19 protein-coding genes are annotated in these 20,683 nt (G+C 40.6%); 9 read left to right on the top strand and 10 right to left on the bottom strand.

The features are described from left to right. The first annotated feature begins 110 nt into the window (after nucleotides 1-110). From polA to BW935_RS14615, 3 genes are all read left to right on the top strand, one after another. Nucleotides 111-2,930 carry a DNA polymerase I gene (polA, locus tag BW935_RS14625; RefSeq protein ID WP_076502531.1) on the top strand — a complete coding sequence of 940 codons (2,820 nt, stop codon included), beginning with the start codon at nucleotides 111-113 and terminating at the stop codon, nucleotides 2,928-2,930. A gap of 168 nt (nucleotides 2,931-3,098) precedes the next feature. Continuing rightward, nucleotides 3,099-4,475: a DNA repair protein RadA gene (radA, locus tag BW935_RS14620; protein ID WP_076502530.1), complete on the top strand. Its 1,377-nt coding sequence runs from the start codon at nucleotides 3,099-3,101 to the stop codon at nucleotides 4,473-4,475. A 102-nt stretch (nucleotides 4,476-4,577) separates the two neighbouring features. Beyond that, on the top strand, nucleotides 4,578-5,888 hold the full coding sequence (locus BW935_RS14615; RefSeq protein WP_076502529.1) for an ATP-binding protein: 1,311 nt from the start codon (nucleotides 4,578-4,580) through the stop codon (nucleotides 5,886-5,888). Between the two features lie 2 nt (nucleotides 5,889-5,890). Here BW935_RS14615 and BW935_RS14610 read toward each other — a convergent pair whose 3' ends face one another. Both BW935_RS14610 and BW935_RS14605 read right to left on the bottom strand, forming a co-directional pair. After that, nucleotides 5,891-7,024, bottom strand: coding sequence for a BamA/TamA family outer membrane protein (locus BW935_RS14610; RefSeq protein WP_139325560.1), 1,134 nt, complete (start codon nucleotides 7,022-7,024; stop codon nucleotides 5,891-5,893). Nucleotides 7,025-7,089: 65 nt separating this feature from the next. Continuing rightward, nucleotides 7,090-8,022 carry a hydrogen peroxide-inducible genes activator gene (locus BW935_RS14605; RefSeq protein WP_076502528.1) on the bottom strand — a complete coding sequence of 311 codons (933 nt, stop codon included), beginning with the start codon at nucleotides 8,020-8,022 and terminating at the stop codon, nucleotides 7,090-7,092. Between the two features lie 139 nt (nucleotides 8,023-8,161). On the opposite strand from BW935_RS14605, the gene BW935_RS14600 reads away from it, so the two are divergent. From BW935_RS14600 to BW935_RS14580, 5 genes are all read left to right on the top strand, one after another. Then, nucleotides 8,162-9,196, top strand: a complete 1,035-nt coding sequence (locus BW935_RS14600; RefSeq protein WP_076502527.1) for a Fe(3+) ABC transporter substrate-binding protein — start codon at nucleotides 8,162-8,164, stop codon at nucleotides 9,194-9,196. Nucleotides 9,197-9,205: 9 nt separating this feature from the next. Beyond that, the gene (locus BW935_RS14595) at nucleotides 9,206-10,843 is read left to right on the top strand and encodes an ABC transporter permease (protein ID WP_076502526.1); all 1,638 of its coding nucleotides are present in this window, start codon (nucleotides 9,206-9,208) and stop codon (nucleotides 10,841-10,843) included. Between the two features lie 101 nt (nucleotides 10,844-10,944). Further along, nucleotides 10,945-11,982, top strand: coding sequence for an ABC transporter ATP-binding protein (locus BW935_RS14590; protein ID WP_076502525.1), 1,038 nt, complete (start codon nucleotides 10,945-10,947; stop codon nucleotides 11,980-11,982). 109 nt (nucleotides 11,983-12,091) lie between these two features. After that, on the top strand, nucleotides 12,092-12,535 hold the full coding sequence (locus tag BW935_RS14585) for a MarR family winged helix-turn-helix transcriptional regulator (protein WP_076502524.1): 444 nt from the start codon (nucleotides 12,092-12,094) through the stop codon (nucleotides 12,533-12,535). Between the two features lie 5 nt (nucleotides 12,536-12,540). Next, nucleotides 12,541-12,963: an organic hydroperoxide resistance protein gene (locus BW935_RS14580; protein WP_076502523.1), complete on the top strand. Its 423-nt coding sequence runs from the start codon at nucleotides 12,541-12,543 to the stop codon at nucleotides 12,961-12,963. A 111-nt stretch (nucleotides 12,964-13,074) separates the two neighbouring features. Here the strand turns inward: BW935_RS14580 and BW935_RS14575 are convergent, their stop codons facing one another. The 8 genes from BW935_RS14575 to BW935_RS14545 all read right to left on the bottom strand — a co-directional run bounded on the left by BW935_RS14575 (nucleotide 13,075) and on the right by BW935_RS14545 (nucleotide 19,341). Further along, nucleotides 13,075-13,614 (bottom strand): GNAT family N-acetyltransferase, encoded by a 540-nt coding sequence (locus BW935_RS14575; RefSeq protein ID WP_076502522.1) that lies wholly within the window; start codon nucleotides 13,612-13,614, stop codon nucleotides 13,075-13,077. A gap of 61 nt (nucleotides 13,615-13,675) precedes the next feature. Further along, nucleotides 13,676-14,752: a peptide chain release factor 1 gene (gene prfA / locus BW935_RS14570; RefSeq protein WP_076502521.1), complete on the bottom strand. Its 1,077-nt coding sequence runs from the start codon at nucleotides 14,750-14,752 to the stop codon at nucleotides 13,676-13,678. A gap of 396 nt (nucleotides 14,753-15,148) precedes the next feature. Beyond that, nucleotides 15,149-15,598, bottom strand: a complete 450-nt coding sequence (locus tag BW935_RS14565; protein WP_076502520.1) for a protein-export chaperone SecB — start codon at nucleotides 15,596-15,598, stop codon at nucleotides 15,149-15,151. Next, nucleotides 15,595-16,077, bottom strand: coding sequence for a helix-turn-helix transcriptional regulator (locus BW935_RS14560; protein ID WP_076502519.1), 483 nt, complete (start codon nucleotides 16,075-16,077; stop codon nucleotides 15,595-15,597). The genes BW935_RS14565 and BW935_RS14560 overlap by 4 nt, the downstream gene beginning before the upstream one ends. Then, nucleotides 16,070-16,384: a hypothetical protein gene (locus BW935_RS18125; protein ID WP_139325559.1), complete on the bottom strand. Its 315-nt coding sequence runs from the start codon at nucleotides 16,382-16,384 to the stop codon at nucleotides 16,070-16,072. Before BW935_RS18125 ends, BW935_RS14560 begins: the two co-directional genes overlap by 8 nt. A gap of 84 nt (nucleotides 16,385-16,468) precedes the next feature. Next, nucleotides 16,469-16,624, bottom strand: coding sequence for a hypothetical protein (locus BW935_RS18470; RefSeq protein WP_175606678.1), 156 nt, complete (start codon nucleotides 16,622-16,624; stop codon nucleotides 16,469-16,471). Between the two features lie 158 nt (nucleotides 16,625-16,782). Beyond that, the gene (locus BW935_RS14550) at nucleotides 16,783-17,898 is read right to left on the bottom strand and encodes a DmpA family aminopeptidase (protein WP_076502518.1); all 1,116 of its coding nucleotides are present in this window, start codon (nucleotides 17,896-17,898) and stop codon (nucleotides 16,783-16,785) included. A 27-nt stretch (nucleotides 17,899-17,925) separates the two neighbouring features. Beyond that, nucleotides 17,926-19,341, bottom strand: coding sequence for an aldehyde dehydrogenase family protein (locus tag BW935_RS14545; protein ID WP_076502599.1), 1,416 nt, complete (start codon nucleotides 19,339-19,341; stop codon nucleotides 17,926-17,928). A 695-nt stretch (nucleotides 19,342-20,036) separates the two neighbouring features. On the opposite strand from BW935_RS14545, the gene BW935_RS14540 reads away from it, so the two are divergent. Next, nucleotides 20,037-20,683 (top strand): PorP/SprF family type IX secretion system membrane protein (locus tag BW935_RS14540; protein WP_076502598.1); only part of this gene is annotated, 647 nt, incomplete at its 3' end.

Genomic DNA, 20,683 nt, shown 5'->3' with positions numbered 1-20,683 from the left:
TCGTAGAATATTGCCCGTTTCCTTTACATTATTATTTGTAATTTAGCTTTTCTAAGTGCTGTTTTTACAGCACAAAATAACCAATTTCGAAAATCAAAAATCCCTTTCGTATGTCCTCCAAAGGAGATAAAAAACTTTTTTTGTTAGATGCTATGGCTTTGATCTACAGAGCTCATTTTGCCTTTAGCAAAAACCCAAGAATCAATTCCAAAGGTTTGAATACTGGCATCATGCTGGGATTTACCAATACCTTACTTGAAGTGTTGGAAAAAGAAAAGCCTACCCATATCGCCGTTGCATTTGATACCAAAGCGCCTACTTTCAGGCATGTGCAGTTTGAAGCATACAAGGCCAATAGACAGGAGCAGCCTGAAGACATCGAAATCGGGATTCCTTGGGTGAAAAAAATTGTGGAAGCATTTGATATTCCGATTTTGGAATTGGATGGATTTGAAGCAGATGATATCATTGGAACGATTGCCAAGAAAGCCGAGCGTACCAGTTTCCAAGTATTTATGATGACTCCTGACAAGGATTACGGTCAGCTGGTTGAAGATCATATTTTCCTATATAAGCCTGCTTTTATGGGAAATGGTGTAGATGTAATGGGTCCGAAGGAGGTTTGTGCCAAATGGGACATTGAGCATGTGGATCAGGTGAGAGATATTCTTGGGTTGATGGGGGATGCTGTGGATAATATCCCCGGTATACCTGGGATTGGTGAGAAGACAGCTGTCAAACTTTTGAAGGAGTATGGCTCCATCGAAGAGCTGCTCAAAAACACGGACAAACTCAAAGGAAAGCAAAAAGAGAATGTTGAGAATTTTGGGCAACAGGGTTTGCTTTCCAAAGAATTGGCAACGATCAGTCTAGATGTACCAGTTGACTTTGACGAGCCAGCTTTGAAATACAATGGTCCTAAAGAAGATCAGTTGAAAGCGCTTTTTGCGGAACTTGAGTTTAGAGCCTTGACGCAGCGAGTATTTGGTGAATCCATCAAGAAGCCAAAAATCAATGTCTCCGAACAATTGGGTCTTTTTACAGGTCCAGCAGATGAGGCTGAGGAAGATATAGAAGTAGTAGCCGAAGAGAATCCACTTCCTGCAATTCAATTGCATGATAATATCCTGACTACGGCACATGATTATCACAAAGTCGATGGAGAGGAGGATATTCTTGAATTGATTGGCTACTTAGAGAAGCAGGATGAATTTTGTTTTGATACTGAGACGACAGCATTGAACCCCAATGAAGCGGAACTGGTAGGTTTATCCTTTGCTTATGTGGCAGGAGAGGCATTTTACATCCCATTTCCAGCAGATCAGGAAGAAGCCAAGAAGAAGCTGGAGCTTTTTAGAGGAGTCTTTGAAAATGAAGAAATCACCAAAATTGGCCAAAACGTAAAGTATGATCTCTTAGTCCTGCGCAACTATGGAATGCGGGTAAAAGGGAAGTTATATGATACCATGCTCGCACATTATCTGATAGAGCCAGAAGGGAAGCATTCTATGGATTGGCTAGCCCAGCAGTATTTGAATTATAAGCCTGTTTCTATAGAATCACTAATCGGTAAAAAAGGCAAAAATCAAGGCAATATGCGTGATGTCGATGAGGATGAAGTGACGGCTTATGCCGCAGAAGATTCCGATATCACACTCAAGCTCAAGCATACTTTTGATCCGATCATTAAAGAAAATGGCTTAGAGAAGCTTCTGCACGAAGTGGAAAATCCATTGATCAGGGTATTGACAGCGATGGAGTTTGAGGGAGTCAAGATCGATACTGAAAGTCTTGCTGAAATGTCTCAAGTCTTAGACGAAGAGAGTAAAAGCATAGAAAAAAGGGTTTATGAGCTTGCAGGAGAGGAATTCAATCTAGCTTCTCCAAAGCAGCTTGGAGAGATTCTATTTGTGAAATTAGCCCTAGACCCAAAGGCCAAGAAAACCAAAACTGGACAATATGCAACAGGAGAGGAGATTTTGAGTAAGATGGCTGGTGAACATGAAATTGCAGCAGCGATCTTGGAATACCGCCAAGTGGTCAAGCTCAAATCTACCTATGTAGATGCACTACCTACCATGATCAATCCTAAGACTGGAAGGGTTCATACGACTTACAATCAGTTTGTAGCTGCTACGGGAAGACTTTCATCTATCAATCCAAACTTGCAAAATATCCCAATCAGAACAGAAAGAGGAAGAGAGATTAGAAAAGCTTTCGTACCAAGAGATGCAGATCATGTAATCTTGGCTGCGGATTATTCTCAGATAGAGTTGCGGATCATGGCAGCCTTTGCCAAGGATGAATCTATGATGGATGCATTCAAAAACGGTAGAGATATCCATGCCACTACTGCTGCAAAGATCTTCCAAGTTCCTCTGGACGAGGTGACTTCTGATATGCGAAGAAAAGCAAAGACAGCCAACTTTGGGATCATCTATGGTATTTCAGTTTTTGGGCTTTCGCAGCGTTTGAGCATCCCTAGGTCTGAAGCCAAGGAGATCATTGATTCCTATTTTAAGGAGTTTCCAGCGGTAAAGCAATATATGGATGATGCCATCGAGAAGGCTAGGAAGCAAGAATACGTGGAGACAATTTTGGGAAGGCGAAGGTACCTGCGTGATATCAATAGCCGCAACATGACCATGCGTGGATTTGCAGAGCGTAATGCGATCAATGCCCCTATTCAAGGATCCGCAGCAGATATGATCAAAGTAGCCATGATTCAAGTGTATGATTGGATGGTAAAGGGAAAATTGAAATCCAAAATGATTTTGCAAGTTCATGATGAATTGGTCTTTGATGCGCACAAGGATGAAGTGGAGCTACTCAAAAAGGAAATCCCAAAAATCATGATCAACGCAGTCAAAATCGCCGTCCCACTTGAAGTAGAAGTAGGGATAGGTCAGGATTGGCTAGAAGCGCATTAATTTTAGATTTTAGATTTTAGACTTAAGATTTAAGACAAAAGAACGAGAAGCAAGAGACGATATAGGGCTTGTCATAATATCAGGGGAATCGTCAATTTCAGATGGGAAAAATGTGTACTTCTGACTGAATGAGATGATGTTTGGCTTTATTCGTTGCGATCAAAACAAATGGCAAAAACAAAAACCACCTTTTTCTGTCAAAATTGCGGGGCACAGAGCCCCAAATGGCTTGGGAAATGCTCCTCTTGTGGGGAGTGGAATACTTTTGTAGAAGAGATTGTCCAGAAAGAAGAGTCCGGAAGAGGAACTTGGAAGCAGGCTACTTCAAAAGAAAAGCGAGCCACTGCCCCAAGGCGATTGAAGGAAATCAATTTCGAAGAACAACCTAGGTTGGTTACACATGACATGGAGTTAGACCGTGTTTTGGGTGGAGGGATAGTGCCAGGATCTTTGGTACTGATAGGCGGAGAGCCTGGAATCGGTAAGTCCACGTTGATGCTTCAGATCGCCTTGATGCTCAATCAGACCAAGGTACTCTATGTGTCTGGTGAAGAGAGTGAGTCGCAGATCAAAATGCGGGCAGAACGGATGCCGCTTGACTCAGACAATTGTTTTGTACTCTCAGAGACCAATACACAAACTATTTTTCAACAAATTGAGCAGCTTAACCCTGATATTCTTGTCATTGATTCTATTCAGACGCTCCATAGCAAGCACGTAGAGTCAGCGGCTGGATCAGTAAGTCAGGTGAGGGAATGCACTGCCGAGCTGATGAAGTTTGCCAAGGAGACGGGTACGCCAGTTTTTCTAGTAGGGCATATTACCAAAGATGGGGCCATTGCAGGGCCAAAGGTTCTTGAGCACATGGTAGACACAGTTTTACAGTTTGAAGGTGATCGACACTTATCTTACAGGATTCTAAGGACATCAAAGAATAGATTTGGTTCTACTCACGAGCTAGGCATCTATGAGATGCGAACAGAGGGCTTGAGACCCGTGGCAAATCCTTCAGAAATACTTTTGACACAGCGGGAAGAGTTGCTCAATGGTGTAGCAATAGGCGCCATGATGGAGGGGAATCGTCCGCTTTTGATAGAGATCCAATCCTTGGTCAGTCCAGCGACTTATGGTACGCCCCAGCGAAGTAGTACAGGGCATGATGCCAAGCGACTCAATATGCTGTTGGCTGTTTTGGAAAAACGTGGAGGCATGCGCCTGGGACAACAAGATGTCTTCCTCAATGTAGCAGGTGGATTGCGTGTAGATGATCCAGCATTGGATCTAGCAGTTTGTGCCTCTTTGATTTCTTCCTATGAAGATACGCCTGTGCCTGCGGATTTGTGTTTTGCGGGAGAGGTAGGGCTAGGCGGAGAAGTGAGGGCTGTTCATCGCATCGAGAATAGGATCGCCGAGGCTGAGAAGCTTGGATTCAAGCGGATCATGGTCTCGAAGTATGCTGTAAAAGGTCTGGATGTAAACAAGTACAAAATAAAAATCATCCAAGTGAGCAAGCTAGAAGAAATGTATCAGGGTTTATTTGCTTGATGAATAGATTTTTTATTAAATTCTTTGTAAGTCAGGTGAATAAAGCTGATTGTTTTTTATTGTAATGAAAATTACTGTAATTTGTATTACAATAATTAAATCATGAAATTTTACAATAGAGAATCAGAACTTGCTACACTTGATAAAATAGCCCTAAGGTCAAAGGATCAAGCACAAATGACCGTGGTGGTAGGTAGAAGGAGAATAGGTAAGACAAGTTTACTTAGGAAATCGAGCCAAGATAAGCTATCCGTGTATTTGTTTGTCGCAAAGAAAACAGAACAGCTCCTTTGTAAAGAATTTTTGGAAATCATCCAAGAGGCATTAGCTATTCCTTATTTTGGGGAGATTTCTCAATTCAAAGACCTTTTTGCTTGGGTGATGGAGCTATCCAAGCAAAGGAACTTCATGTTGATTATTGATGAGTTTCAAGAATTCTATAGCATTAACCCTGCTGTGTATAGTGATATGCAGCACATCTGGGATAGTAATAAAGATCAAAGTAAAATTAACTTGATTCTTTGTGGGTCTGTAAATTCTTTGATGGTGAAGATTTTTGAAAATGTAAAAGAGCCGCTTTTTGGCCGTGCAACTTCCAAGTTGATTGTCAAGCCTTTTGAGGTAAATGTTGTTGAAGAAATATTAAGGGATAATTATCCCAGTTATTCTAAGCGAGATTTGCTAGATTTCTATGCGCTTACTGGAGGAGTGGCAAAGTACGTGGAAGCATTTGTGAATGCTCAGGCATTTACATCTGACGACATGCTAGATGAGGTGTTACAACCAAGATCTTTATTTTTAGATGAAGGTAGGAATATTCTGATTGAAGAGTTTGGTAAAGATTACCATACTTACTTTTCTATACTCACTTTGATTGCTTCATCAAAGACTTCCAGACCAGAGATAGAGTCTGTCCTAGAAATGAGTGTCGGGGCTTATCTAGATAAGTTGGAAAATGATTACGGGATTATTAGAAGGATCAAACCAATCCTTTCCAAAGAAACAAGTCGGAAAATCAAGTATATGATTGAAGATAACTTTCTTTCTTTTTGGTTTAGATTTATCTACAGGTATCGTAGCGCCGTAGAGATTGAAAATTATAATTTTATTAAAACTGCCATTCAAAGGGATTACCAAACCTATTTAGGGCCTGTGCTAGAGAAGTACTTCAAAGACAAATTTAAGGCTTCTGGTACATACTCGAATATTGGCACATATTGGACCAAGCAAAGTCAGGGAGAAATTGACTTAGTTGGAATAAACGAGCTAGAAAAAACAGTGACGTTTGCAGAGATCAAATTGAATAAAAATAATATCAGCATACCGCTGTTGGAGGCCAAATCGCAAACTGTATTAGATCAGCTTCCAAATTATAAGCCTACATATCTTGCCTTATCTTTGGAAGATATGTAATGCTAGAACGCCTCCCCAATAAATAAGTAAAAACCTGATCCTTCGGCGGTGAGTGCGTAGTCAAGTCTGGTATAGATGTCTTTCTTAGGGAAAAGAAGGAACCTCAAGCCGCCACCAGCAGACCAGACGATTTGCTTTAGGTTGAGATTCGAAAAATCAGGAAATACTGTCGCAGCGCCTCCAAATACCGCAGCACCTAATCGCTCCGTAAAGCCTAAAGGTAAAGGAAGAAAGCGCATCTCTACCTGAGAAGCTATTTGATTTTTGTCTCGAAATCTACCAGTATAATACCCTCGCATCATGGACTCTCCACCCATCAGCGCTAGCTGATTGAAAGGGACATCTCCTGAGTTGAATTGTCCTAGGAGCTGAGCAGCGAATACATTATTTTTCCCTACTGGCCTGAAGATTCTCGTGTCAGAAATTACCGTGTGAAAACCAAAGGTGCTTAATGCTGGTGCATACCTCAGGTAAGCCAGTTCGGAGAATAACCCATCACGGACATTGAGGACATTGTGCCTGTTGTCAAATACCAATCCAGCGCCAATTCCAAAATTGGTGGAGCCTTCACTCCCTAGGGGTAGATCAAAAGCTGGAACTTCTGGTGCTGGTTTGAAATCTACGGATGCAAGTCTTTGAAAGTCCATCTCTATTCCAAAGAATAAGTTCTTTTGGATTTTTCTCAGCACCCTTTCCTTGATCATGACCTGATTGGCATCAACAAGTGCCAAGTAATCTGGAGGCGTATTCATGCCTACACCATAGTATTTGAGTGGGAAGCTTTGAAGTCGTATTCTGCCCAAGAAAAACCAGTCATTCTGATCTGTATAGATTGCATGGTCAAACCACAGCCCATATTGATTTTCTAGGGTGAAAAATGTAAAGCCATTGATCTCACTCAGCCTGTTTGCTGTATCTCGTTTGGCATAATAGACATAAAGAGAAGATAGGCCGATTTCCCAACTCGTTTCTGGTGCGTAAGCTAATGTGGGGTAAACCAAAAATTGGGGTTTGCTAATTTCGGAAGTATCATTGAACACATTATTGAAATATTTCTTCACTAGAGATTGTGCTTTGATATCTCCGATTTGGAGGAAAGTGCACAAGAAGAAAATCGAGAAGAGAATATTTTTCATCAGACCTAAAAACAAGACAAGGGGACCTGAACCCCCTCTTATAACTATCAAAAATAGTAAATTCTTTATTTAAATCTGATTATTTTTCCATGAGCCTTTGAAGTCATTTCTTGAGGGATGGAGGCTGTGATTTCATTGTAGAGTAATTCCACTAATTTTTGTTTAAGAAAACTTCTTGTCAGTACAATACTTACTTCTCGTATTGGCTCCTCTCCTTCAAAAGTTCTCAGCCTAGTTCTTTCCTTTTCACTCATTGAAAAAGTGGCAAGTTCAGGAAGTAGAGTAACTCCTTGGTATTCATTGACCATGTTTTTCAATCCTTCGAGAGATCCACTTTCGTAGTGGAAGTTCATTTTCTGAAACTTGGCTTGATTACAAAGGTTAAGTACTTGATCTCTGAAGCAATGGCCTTGCTGTAGCATCCATAAATCCGTGGTGTCCAAATCCTCTACAGAGATTTTATCCTTTCTTAATAAAGGGTGACCTTCGGATAGATAGGCGAAAAATTTCTCGTAAAACATGGGCTTTTCTAAGAGACCACTTTCATTGAGCGGGGTGACCACTATCCCTAGATCTATTTCATCATTTTTGAGCTTTTTGATTACATCTTCGGTAACCATCTCTTCTACTTGAAGCTGGACTTTTGGGAATTTATCTATGAAATTTTTGATAAATCTATGCAGTAAATAAGGGGCAAGTGTCGGTATAATTCCCAACTTGATTATACCGCTGATATCTCCCTTGAGTTGGGAAACAAGTTCGTATATACCCTTACTGTGAGAAACGACTTTTTTGGCTTGTTCAATAATCTGCGAACCTGTCTCTGTTGGAATGACAGGCATTTTGGAACGGTCAAAAATGATAACATTGAGCTCCTTTTCTAGTTTGCTGATCTGCGCACTAAGCGTAGGTTGCGTAACGAAACAAGACTCTGCAGCCTGGCCGAAATGTCGAAACTTGTCAACTGCTAATATGTACTCCAGTTGTTGGATAGTCATGATCTTCCCTTGTCTATTACCTGATAAATCTACTCTAAACCTCCCATCACGAGAGAGGCACAAATATAAAAATCTTTTTCTCTTTATTTAGATTTGATTTAAATAATGATTAATTTCGCATCCATAAAACGAGAAATCTATGTTAAAGAATATTCTAAAATCGACAATTTTAGGTCTTGTAGCAGTTTCATTATATGCTTGTGGAGGTGCTTCAGACCAAGAGGAAGTAGTGAATGTGTACACCCATAGACACTATGAAGCAGATCAGCAACTATTTGATCAATTTACAGAAAAAACAGGGATTAAAGTAAACGTAGTCAGTGCGAGTGCTGACGAATTGATCCAAAAATTAGAACTTGAGGGTGCCAACTCTCCTGCAGATGTGTTGATCACAGTAGATGCTGGTAGACTACATAGAGCCGTAGAAAAGGATCTTGTACAAGCAGTAGAGTCTGAAATATTGAATACTAATATCCCTTCAAAATTTAGAGAGCCTGGAAATAAATGGTTTGGCCTGACTTTCAGAGCTAGAATCTTGGCTTATAGTAAAGAGAGAGTAGATCCAAGTGAATTGTCTACCTATGAGGCTTTGACTGAAGAAAATTGGAAAGGAAGAGTGCTGACTCGTTCATCAGAGAACATTTATAACCAATCACTTTTAGCTTCTATCATAGCAAACAATGGTGAAGCAGCAGCTGAAGAATGGGCTGGTAACTTATTGGCCAATATGGCTAGGACACCTAAGGGAAGTGATAGAGATCAGGTGAAAGCTGTAGCCTCAGGAGAAGGGGATGTGGCCATTGTGAATACTTATTACATTGGAATCATGCTCAATGATGCCAATGAAGAAGAAAGAAAGGCTGCTGAAAAAATCGCTATTTTCTTCCCAAATCAAGACGATAGAGGAACACATATCAACATATCAGGAGCAGCTGTCACGAAGTATGCACCAAACAAAGACAATGCTGTGAAGTTGATCGAGTTCTTGTCAGAGGTAGAAGCTCAGAATTTCCTTGCCAGTATCAATTTTGAATATCCGGTGAACCCTAAAGCTGAATATTCTGATTTATTGAAAGAATGGGGATCATTCAAAGCAGATGAAATCAATTTGTCTGAATTGGGAAAAAGAAACAAAGATGCTGTGATCATCTTTGACCGTGTTGGATGGAAATAAGCCAAGGTTTTGGATATTATAAGGAAGAAGTACTATTGGTGGAATAAGTGGACAGGCTATGCGCTAATCATCCTATTATTTGTCGCAACCCCACTCGTCACTATCTTATTTAAGTTATTTGCAAGCCCAGGAGGTAGTTGGTCACATATAGCCAATAATCTCCTGTACGGCTACTTTCAAAATACGCTGCTACTCCTCTTAGGGGTAGCAGCTTTGACGTTTTTGCTGGGTGTGAGTACCGCCTGGCTAGTGTCTAATTACGAGTTTCCGGGAAGGAGGTATTTTGAATGGCTCTTGATTTTGCCTTTGGGTTTCCCAGGCTACATCATGGCTTATACCTACGTTGGTATATTGGATTATACAGGGCCTATACAGACATTTTTCAGAAATACTTTTGACATTAGCTTCAAGGGTAGCCTGATTGATATCATGAATTTGCCTGGGGCAATTTTCATCCTTTCGATTACCCTTTTTCCTTATGTCTTTTTAATCTCAAGGTCTTCATTCCTGCAGCAATCCAAAACTATGCAGGAGGCATCATTTCTTCTAGGAGCGAATAGGACGAAGACATTCTTTAAAATCGCCTTACCGATGGCAAGGCCAGCCATAGTTGCAGGCATTGCTTTGGCGAGTATGGAAGTTCTCAATGATTATGGGACGGTCAAGTATTTTGGTGTCAATACCTTTACTACAGGGATTTTCAGGGCTTGGTTTTCTATGGGAGATGCTACTACAGCCATTTATCTTGCTGCTATCTTGATGATTTTTGTTTTTTTGATTCTTTATTTGGAGTCTTTGCAGCGTGGCAATAGGCAATATTCATCAGTCAATGGACTGAATAAACCAACTGCTAGAATAGAAGTATCAATGCAGAAAAAATTGCTCTATAGTGCGATTTGCACTATTATATTCTTGATTAGTTTTCTAATTCCATTTTTGCAGCTATTGAAGTGGGTATGGTTGACGCACGAGAAAGTGGTCAATCAAGAGTTTCTGACTTTGATTTACCGCAGTTTTGGGTTGGCAGCAATTGCAGGGGTATTGATTGTGATTTTCTCTGTAATCTTGCTCTACGCACTTCGCTTGAGTCCATTCAAATGGGTCAAGAGTATTACGAAAGTAGCTACCTTGGGTTATGCCATACCGGGCGCAGTGATAGCAGTAGGGGTGATGATCCCATTATTGGCATTTGATAAGTGGGTTTATGATGCTTTATTGTCAGCTAGAACTGCTGGTTTATTTCTTTCGGGAACTTTATTTGCCCTTATCTTTGCTTATATAGTCAGATTTATGGCGGTAGGGTATAACCCTGTCGAAGCAGGGTTTCAGAAGATTGGTATTCATGTCAATGAAGCGAGTAGGTTGTTGGGAGTGCGAAGTACGAAAACTTTATGGAAAATTGACCTTCCACTGATCAAAACAACCTTGTTTTCAGGGATTCTGTTGGTATTTGTAGATGTGCTCAAGGAACTTCCATTGACTTTGATTCTGAGACCTTTCAACTATCAGACTTTAGCTACTAAGGCATTTGATATGGCGACCAATGAAATGATTGCTGAGTCTGCAAATGCTGCTGTCATCATCATCCTGACGGGGATTATTCCTATAATTTTCCTCAATCAGATGATCAAGAAAAGAGAATTGTAAATAGGATGGATTTATGGATTTTTACCCATAATGAAATTAGAAGCTGAATTAGCTTGTTTCAAGACCGACTATGAATTGGTTATACATTATTAAAAATTAAGATGAGCATATTATCACTCCGTCGAATCAATAAAAAGTATGGACAGGCAAAAGTATTTGCTGTTAATGAAGTTTCTTTTGATGTAGAAGAAGGAGAGATATTGGCTTTGGTTGGAGAAAGTGGCTCAGGTAAGACGACCTTGTTGAGATTGATAGCAGGATTAGAGCATCCCGATGATGGAACGATCTCCCTAGCAGGTCAAGTGATTGTGCAAGGCAAAGAATCTGTACCTCCACATGACCGAAAAGTGGGTATGGTTTTTCAAGATTATGCATTGTTTCCCCATTTGACCATTTTGGAAAATGTAACATTTGGAATAGCTAAGTCAAAAGGCAATCCCGAACAATTGGCCAAGGATACACTCAAACTCGTAGGTCTGACAGAAGATTTCAAAAAATACCCGCACCAACTCTCTGGAGGGCAGCAGCAGCGGGTAGCTTTGGCTAGGGCAATAGCTCCAAACCCCCGTATTTTGCTGATGGACGAACCCTTCAGTAACCTAGATGCTATGCTCAAGGATCAGGTCAGGGAAGAGATTCGTCAAATCATCAAGAAGACTGGGATTACTGCAATTTTTGTCACCCATGATACCAAAGATGCCCTCTCTACCGCAGACCGGATTGCCATTCTGCATAAGGGCTATCTGCAACAAATAGATATTCCGAAGAACTTATATGAAACCCCTGTGAATCCATATGTAGCAAATTTTTTCGGTAAGAGAAATGAATTGCTTGCTACACCTAGTGAGGATGGGTTTTATACTTCTTTTGGGTTTATCACAGATTTAGAAGCCAAGAAATACAAGAGACAAGTCAAATTATTATTTCGACCTGAGCATGGAGAAGTGGTGCAGCGAGAAGGTCAGCAGCTCAGTGGCAAGATTGTCAAAGTCTCTTATTTTGGGAGTCACCAATTGGTAAAAATTTCTGATGATGAGGGCTTCCGAGTTACAATTAGAACCAACCCGGGTAGAATATTCGATGAGGTAGAGAGGACATTTTTTTACCTTTGGAAATATGACATAGAGGAAGCTTTTTGATTCATTAGTTAAGGTTTCAGCTTGAATTATTTTAAGGGGAAAAGATCAAAACTTGATTCCTTCAAAAAATTGTTTTAAATTCAATTGTAATCAATTTAAAATGACGCTTATGTCTCAAGTTCAAGCCACCCTTCATTTGGAAGATCAATTGTGTTTTCCGCTGTATGCAGCTTCTAGGATGATTATTCAGGCATATCGAGAGCCACTGGAGGCCTTGGGACTGACTTACCCGCAGTATTTGGTGATGATGACATTATGGGAAAAAGATGGTCAGGCGGTCAATGAAATCGGCAAAAAGCTATTTTTAGATTCAGGAACTTTGACCCCTTTGCTCAAAAGGTTGGAAGCGAGTAGCCTGATCAAAAGGATTAGAAGTGAAGCCGATGAAAGAAGGGTAGAAATTGAATTGACTTTTCAAGGAAAATCACTCAAGAGCAAAGCAGCTGGGATTCCAGCAATGATTTTGGAAACTTTGAACAGCTGGGAGTCTCAAGAGTTAAATAGCTTGAAATTCGAATTAGAAAAATTAGTAGCAACTTTAAACCAAACCTAAACGAAATGGAAAAGATCACAATCGATTACACAGCCACAGCAGTCAATACTGGTGGTAGAAAAGGACATGTAAAAACAGATGATGGGCAGCTAGATTTTGATGTAGCCATGCCAAAAGAAATCGGTGGTCCAGGAGGAAAGACCAACCCTGAGCAATTGTTTGCTGCTGGCTATGCAGCATGTTTTGGCGGAGCTCTAGGAGCAGTAGCCAAAGGCGTGAAGTTGGATGATGCAGAGATTACAGTAAAGGCTCATCTGGGCAAAACAGATAATGGTGGTTTTGGTCTAGCGGTAGATATTCACTGCAAAATCCCTGGAGCAGGCTCTCTTGAGGAAGCTCAAAAACTAGTAGATGCTGCTCACCAAGTATGCCCTTATTCTAAAGCCACTAGAGGTAATATTGAAGTGAATGTAAAGGCTGTGGAGTAGGCTTTAGTATTCCAATATCTTTGAAAATAATTACCCCATATCGTATCCTGACGATGTGGGGTTTTATTTTAGGTTATTGTGTTCAGGTAACTTAAAATGAAGAAATCAAAGCTATTGATTCTTCTCGACCTCCGACCTGATGATCACATATTGAAATAAGTCTCCAACTTTACCATTTTTGATATAAGCATCTTTGAGGATGGCTTCTGGCACATACCCTGCATTTTCTAGGACTTTCATACTAGCGGTATTGAAATCAAAGACTTGAGAATAGATCCGCTTGATTTCGGGAAATCTTTCTAGTAAATGCTCAGTGTATAGCATCAATGCCTCGGTGGCAATACCTTTGCCCCAGTAGGGTTCAGCTATCCAAAAACCAATTTCCATATTGGTTCGAAGCTCTTCTTTGCCGATTTCTCCTCCAATCGATCCGACAAGGTGATCCTCATATTCGATTGCGAAATTTTGTGGAGGCGTAAACTTGATGTTGTGCTCTATCCAATGCCTTGCATCGTGGATGGTATAAGGCTGCGGAAAAGCATCCCGTAGATTTGCGGCGATCTTAGGATTATTGGCGATGGGGTAAAGCTGATGAAAGTGTCCTTCATGCCAGCGTACTAAGGAAATGTTGTTTTTGCCGCAGATCTTCATGGTTTGTTGGGATTATTTGTAAAAGATAAGTTCCTTTTATGAAGAAGGCAAATGATTTCAATTACTCTTCCATCCCAGAGGCCTTCATTTTCTCTACATTTTCGGCAAACCTTAGCGCAGAAATAAACTCTTCAATATTGCCTTCCATCACATCTGGGAGGTTGTAGACTGTCTTGTTGATTCTATGGTCAGTCACGCGGCTTTGAGGGTAATTGTAGGTTCTGATTTTGTCTGAACGGTCTCCACTGCCTACCATAGATTTACGTTGAGCGCCTACGGCATCATTGTGCTTGGCAAGTTCGATTTCATAAAGTCTAGAGCGAAGTACCTTGAGGGCCTTTTCGAAGTTTTTGATTTGAGATTTTTCATCTTGACAAGTGACTACCAACCCTGAAGGAAGGTGAGTCAATCGGACGGCAGAGTAGGTGGTATTGACCGACTGACCTCCTGGGCCTGAGGAGCAATACGTGTCTTTTCTAATCTCATTCATATTGATATTAACCTCTACTTCGTCCATTTCAGGCAGTACCGCTACCGATGCGGCAGAAGTATGCACTCGCCCTTGGGTCTCCGTAGAAGGTACTCGCTGTACTCGGTGTACACCAGATTCATACTTCATCATGCCATACACATCTGCCCCAGTGATGGTGCTGATGATTTCCTTGTAGCCACCTGAGGAGCCAAAAGTCAAATCGAGTACAGTTAGCTTCCAGCCTTGCTTGTCACAAAATCGCTGATACATACGGAATAAGTCTCCAGCAAAAATAGCTGCCTCATCTCCACCAGTACCTCCTCTGATTTCGAGAATACAATCCTTGGAATCGTTGGGGTCTTTGGGGATCAGCTGCTGCTTGAGATCCTCTTCGAGTTGGATTTGACGATCTTTGAGTTCATCTAACTCTGCCTTGGCCATGTCTCTGAAGTCTTGGTCTTTTTCCTTTTCGAGGATTTCCTTAGAGCTTTTGATATTGTCTAAGACCAAAGTGTATTCGTCGAGCAAGTCTACCACCTTTTCCAAATCTTTGTACTCTTTGGTGAGTTTGGTGTATTTGCTCATGTCAGACATGGCGTCTGGCTGAATGATCAGCTGTCCGACTTCTATAAATCTATCTTTAAGCGCTTGTAATTTGTCAAGCATGGTTTATTCTTTTTTTTGGAAGGCAAAGATAGCTTCTTAGCCCATAGTATGAAAATAATACTGAGAGTATCCGTAATTGATTGAGCGATTCAATTGGTTATATTTTTAATTGTGGAAGTTCGTCCTCAGCCCACAGTCAACCGAACTTGAAATCATACATCCAAAGATCTATCGTTTGGTAAGGTATAATAAATTGGAGGCAAACATTTTTTCAACCCAATCACTGAAGTAGATACAGAAAACTCAACCATTGGAACCTATCTTACAAAATACGACTCTGACTCAGTTACTGACCTCAATCGAATTGAAGCAGTTTTTGTAATGATTGAAATTTCCAACTGTATTTTGGAATATGCTTATGGTTGGGCAAGAACAAAATGAACTAGAACAATATAGTTATTTTTTTCTCTCCGCCTTATCCCTCAACAACTGTGTGATATCAATCGGTGGTAATAAATACCCACCCATAGGGCCCAAATTGGTGATCTGATAGATGATGTTTCGGAGGTTGTTGATCATCATATTTAAGGTGGAAAATTGGGTCAGGTTGTTTTTGAGATTTTCTTCGAGTGCTTCCGGATTTTGAATACGGAAAGTTCCTCCCCCTTCTACCATGATTTTATACCCAGGAAGAGAATCCTCTTCTCCTGAATTGACTTGAATCATTGTGAACAACTGAATTTCTTGCGCTTCTTCATTGTTTCTGATACCAAAATCAATATCTACTGAATAGGATTGAAACAATTCCTTGATATCTATTTCACTTTCTTCGGTAACAAGAAATTCGAAGTGAGATTCCAATAACTTGAAATCCAATAACTGTAAAGGGGAAAATTTAGCTTTCATCCTGCCATAGCTATTACATCCTTGTCAGCATGACTTACTGCCATTACTGTTTGAGGATTGGTGACTTGATTTTTTAATTTGAGGTACTCTTGAGTCATTGTCCAGCGCTGATGATAAGCCATCACTTCTTCGTTTATCCTTGCTTCAAAAGCTTCTTCAGTAGTCACAAACTCATCTTCTGCCAGAACAACATGAATTGTAATTCCCAGAACCTTTTCAAGCTTGTCTATGGTCGAAAACTTAAAATCTCCCTCCCCTTTGACCCATTTGCTGACCTGCTGAGGTGTGACTTCCAGTTCTCTGGCAAGTTGGGCTTGACTCCAGCCCTTTTCTTCCAATGCATCCAAAAGCCTTAGGGCAACTTTAGCAGCTTGTCTAAGCGTTGCTTTGTTGGCTTTCCTAAACGCTACCTTTTCCTTCCAATTGGAAACAGGGTTTTCGGCAGCTAGTGCTTTGATTTTTTCTTCAGTCTTATTCATCGTTGTCAAGGTCTAGGTAAACAAATTCAGGAGTTTCACCTTCCTCTTGGAGAAGTTTTTTAACCCATTCCAATTTATGTAACTCCAATTTGGTGTGTGGCCTATCAGCCATTTGGTGGGTTAATTTCATGGCTCCACCTGTAATAACGAAAGAGGATCCGTACCGGATGGCATAAATCCGTAAAAATGAATTGCTTTGGGGGCCATAGGCTTTTAATGCTTGCAGTGGATATGCTTTTTCTTTTTCTCTGTTGTCCAGAGGTTTAAAGTAATCCCCTAGGGATTTTCCTGTCTTATCCTCTGCCAAATCATAAAGCAACTCAAATAAGGCATCTGCATCTTCAATTGTTTGCAGTACAATTTTGCTGAGTTTGGCCTTAGGATAGTAGCTCTAATAATCTTTTTTATACTTATTGAAGAATTCCCTAAGGAACTCTACATCTGACCACTGTTCTTGTAGTACTTCGAGCGCATCCAAGTCCTCTTCTTCATACTTGACGGCGAAGAGGCTTCCTTTAGAAAGCTCAAATATACTGATAATTTTCATATTATCAACCTGTAGGTTTATGTTTTTGTTTTCACTTTATAACTTAACTGTTCCTCCGCCGCCATCAACCCCTCAATCTCCTCCGCTACATACGCTTTCACTTCTTGACTTACCAACTCCCTCGAAATCCCTTTGCCTAAATCGCCAGAGGCAATTGGTCAATTTTTCAACATTTCTAGCACTTTCTCTTTCGGCAAAGCTTTTACTGTTCTGCCTCCTTTTCCTGTCATGTCTTCGGCTGCAAACAGGGAGTTGATGATGGCTTCTTCGGTGGCTTCTATGGTGGCAAGGAAGAGTGCTGTCATATCATCGTTTCTCAGTTCGGCTTTTACTGAAAGACTAAGTGATTTTTGTTGATGGGAGATTAGATTTTTCTGGTAGTTGGAAAAGGCAATCACGTAATCACCCGAGCCATTTGAGGCAATCCCTCCTGTCTTGGCCAGTCCCATCATTGCTCTCTGGGCCATTCTTTTTAGATTTCTTTCTCCTACAGGTGCGTCAGTAGCTACTACAATCATACAAGATCCATCTGCTGATTCCAGTTGATTTTTAAAGGTATATTGTTCTAGTGCTTGACCAATATGGGCGCCGTTAATTTGTAAGACTCCTCCAAAGTTGCTTTGCACCAATACACCTACTGTGTAGCCGCCTAGTGACTCGGGGAGTTTTCGAGAAGCTGTACCGATACCGCCCTTGAATCCAAAACAAACTGTGCCTGTGCCTGCCCCCACATTACCTTCCGAAGTCTCGTTTTCTGAAGCATTTTCTATGGCTTTCAAAACATCATCAGGGCCAATGTGCATTCCCCTAATATCGTTCAGCAAGCCATCATTGGTTTCTCCCACGACAGCATTGACAGATTGTACGCTTTCGTTTCCCTCTTGGGTCAAGGTGTATTTGATTACCCCTTCGATTCCTGCAGCTACACTGAGGGTGTTGGTGAGGATAATGGGAGATTCTATATTCCCTAATTCCTCTATTTGGGTGGTTCCTGCCAGTTTTCCAAAGCCATTGCCTACAAAGATAGCAGCAGGGACCTTTTGCTGGAATAAGTTGCCGCTGTGTGGGATGATAGCAGTCACCCCAGTTCTGATATCATTCCCTTCTATTTTGGTCAAGTGTCCTACGCTTACTCCAGCTACATCAGTGATGGAGTTTAGTGCTCCAGGTGTCATGACACCTACGTTGATTCCATAGTCTCTAGGCCGAGATTGACCAAGGATATTGGAATAATGAAAGTAAAATACAAGGAGGAGTAGGTAGCTTTTATTCATTAGTATTTTTTGTTTCAAAGCATGAAATTAAAACCATTTCAACAATAGCTGTGTGATTTTTTTACTTGTGATACCATAAGGAGGGTAAAGGGGTTTGGTGGCAGTCAGTCCAATTCTTTGTTTGAGCACCGCTTTTTCATTGCTAAATGCAAGGAATCCAAATTGCCCATGTGCTTTACCCATTCCAGAATTATTTACTCCACCAAATGGAAGTTCATTTTGTAAAAAATGCAAGACACAGTCATTAGCGACTGTAGCGCCAGATGAAGTGGAGGAGTTGACTTGATCTATGACATCTGAGGACTTCGTAAACACATAAAGTGCAAGAGGTTTAGGGTTCTGATTGATGTAAGTAATGGCTTCATTTAAAGTTTGATATTCCATCACTGGGAGAATTGGTCCGAAGATTTCCTCTTGCATCACTTCCATGTCGGGAGTCAGGTTCGTTAAAATCGTTGGTTCAAAATATTTTTCAGCAGCATGGATCTGACCACCAAAGTAGGTGTTGGCTCCTTTCATACTGGCGTCAGAGAGTAAATGCTGTAGGCGTTTCAAATGCTTGTCATTGACCAAGCGAGCATAGTCCTTTGATGCTTCTATGCCTTTCCCATGTGTATCATACATACTTTTCAAGGTCTGAACCAATGCTTCTAAGAAGTCGGACTTGATATCACTCTGGACCAATACATAATCAGGTGCTATGCAGGTTTGACCACAGTTGACAAACTTGCCCCACACGATCTTTTCAGCAGCATCCTTGAGGTCAGCACGACTATCAATAATGGCAGGTGATTTGCCTCCCAACTCTAAAGTGACAGAACTTAAATGCTCAGCCGCAGCTTTCATGATGATTTTGCCTACAGCTGGACTGCCCGTAAAAAAGATGTGGTCAAATGGCTTGCTGAGTAGGTATTGTGCTGTTTCGATTTCCCCTTCAAAAACAGCAACATGCTTTGGTTCGAAGGTTTCTTCCACCAATCTTCGAATCAATGCAGCTGTATGAGGAGTCATTTCTGAGGGCTTGATGATGGCTGTACATCCAGCGGATAGGGCAGAAACTAATGGCCCCAGAGCCAAATTGAAAGGGTAATTCCATGGAGCAATGATTAGTGAAACGCCTTTTGGTTCATAATGAATAAAAGAGCTACTGCCAAGCATGGTGAGTGGAGTAGATACTTTTTTGGGTGTCATCCATCCCTTCAAGTGTTTCATCGCATGCTTAATTTCTGAGGTTACCACAAAGATTTCAGAAATATCAATTTCAGTATAGGGTTTTTTGAAATCAGCATGGATAGCTTTGCGGATATCTTCCTGATTGGTATTGATCCATCGTAGTAGATCTTCTAATTTTTTGATTCTTTGAGCCTTGCTGCTATGTCTAAGTTTCAAAGCCTCTTCTTTTTGGAGCTTGAAGACTTGATCTATTTTATTTTCGCTATTCATCATCTTTTATGGATGTTTTTCAAAATATAGGAAATTTATCAGCGATATCTAAATTCAAAACAAAAAGGAAAAGACTTCCGTTTTATAACTATCACCTATAATTTAATACTATGCAGTGGAGTTTGGAGAGGATTATTCCCCAGAGGTTTTTGGGAGATAATCAAAGAATGCGATTGATCAAAGAATACCTAAAAAGGTTAAAATCAGAAAAACAAAATCAGACACAAAGAGGCTAAGGCCTCTTTTTTTTATTTCATTTTGCAGTTGGTATAGTAGAAAACCTGCTTTTCAAATTAAAAAAAATGTATTTCACAAAAAATAATTTAAAAAATATTAGGTTATGAAATACAAAAAAATGTATTTTTACAGCAAATAAAATTATTTGATAAGATTTTAGCGTGATAAAGTGCTTGAGTCTATCAAAATTAGGGACTTAAATAATACAGGTATGGGACAATGTTTTACTCAAACAAGCTATTTGGCATGGTTTAGGAGTCTTTTGGGATTCTTAATGGTAATCTCGAATTGCAGATCAATTCGGATTTTTAATAAAAGTATCAAAACCAGTATTCAGAGATTTTTTGGTCTAAACGCTTATTCTGACAATTCCTCTGGTTTTCAAATCAGTAATTTTCAAGTTTCAGTACCTATCGATGGAAGTATCCAATCGGTCGATACATCTAAATCCTAACATGATGAAAGGGATTTTTAAAATAACAATGATGACAATGCTGATGGCTATGGTAGCCATCGGCAGCGTCGAATCGCAGCAGCTGCCACAGTTCAGCCAGTACATCTTCAACGGTCTCCATATCAATCCAGCGTATGCTGGGTATAAAGGGGAGCCCTATATACAGAGTACTTACAGGAGTCAGTGGGTTGGTTTTGAGGGAGCGCCGACGACCTTTACGGTGACGGCTGACTTGAGTGCCAATGAAGGCTTGATGGGATTTGGTGTATCGATCTTGTCAGATAAGATGGGTCCTACCAATACGAATGGAGCGATGCTTTCCTATGCATACAGGATTCAGACAGGAAGAAACAGCTTTCTAGGCTTGGGAGCGAGTGTAGGAGCGAGTGAGTATGCGATAGACGGAGACATGCTGAGAGCCAATGACCCGAATGATCCGAATATTCCAGAAGGCAGAGTGAATATGTTCACGCCAAATATGAACATGGGCTTGTTTTTCCATACAGATAGATTCTATGCAGGAGCGAGTGCTTACAACATGATCGGCAAAGGAGCCTTAGAAAGAGAAGACATCGCATTGGCTTACCATGATTTTCACTACTACATTACCGCAGGGGTGATGATACCAGTATCGAGCAGTGTACAGTTCAA

Source organism: Belliella pelovolcani (assembly GCF_900156785.1).
Taxonomy (GTDB): Bacteria; Bacteroidota; Bacteroidia; order Cytophagales; family Cyclobacteriaceae; genus Belliella; species Belliella pelovolcani.
Note: the sequence above shows the minus strand (reverse complement) of the source record. Positions and strands in the feature narration are given on the sequence as shown.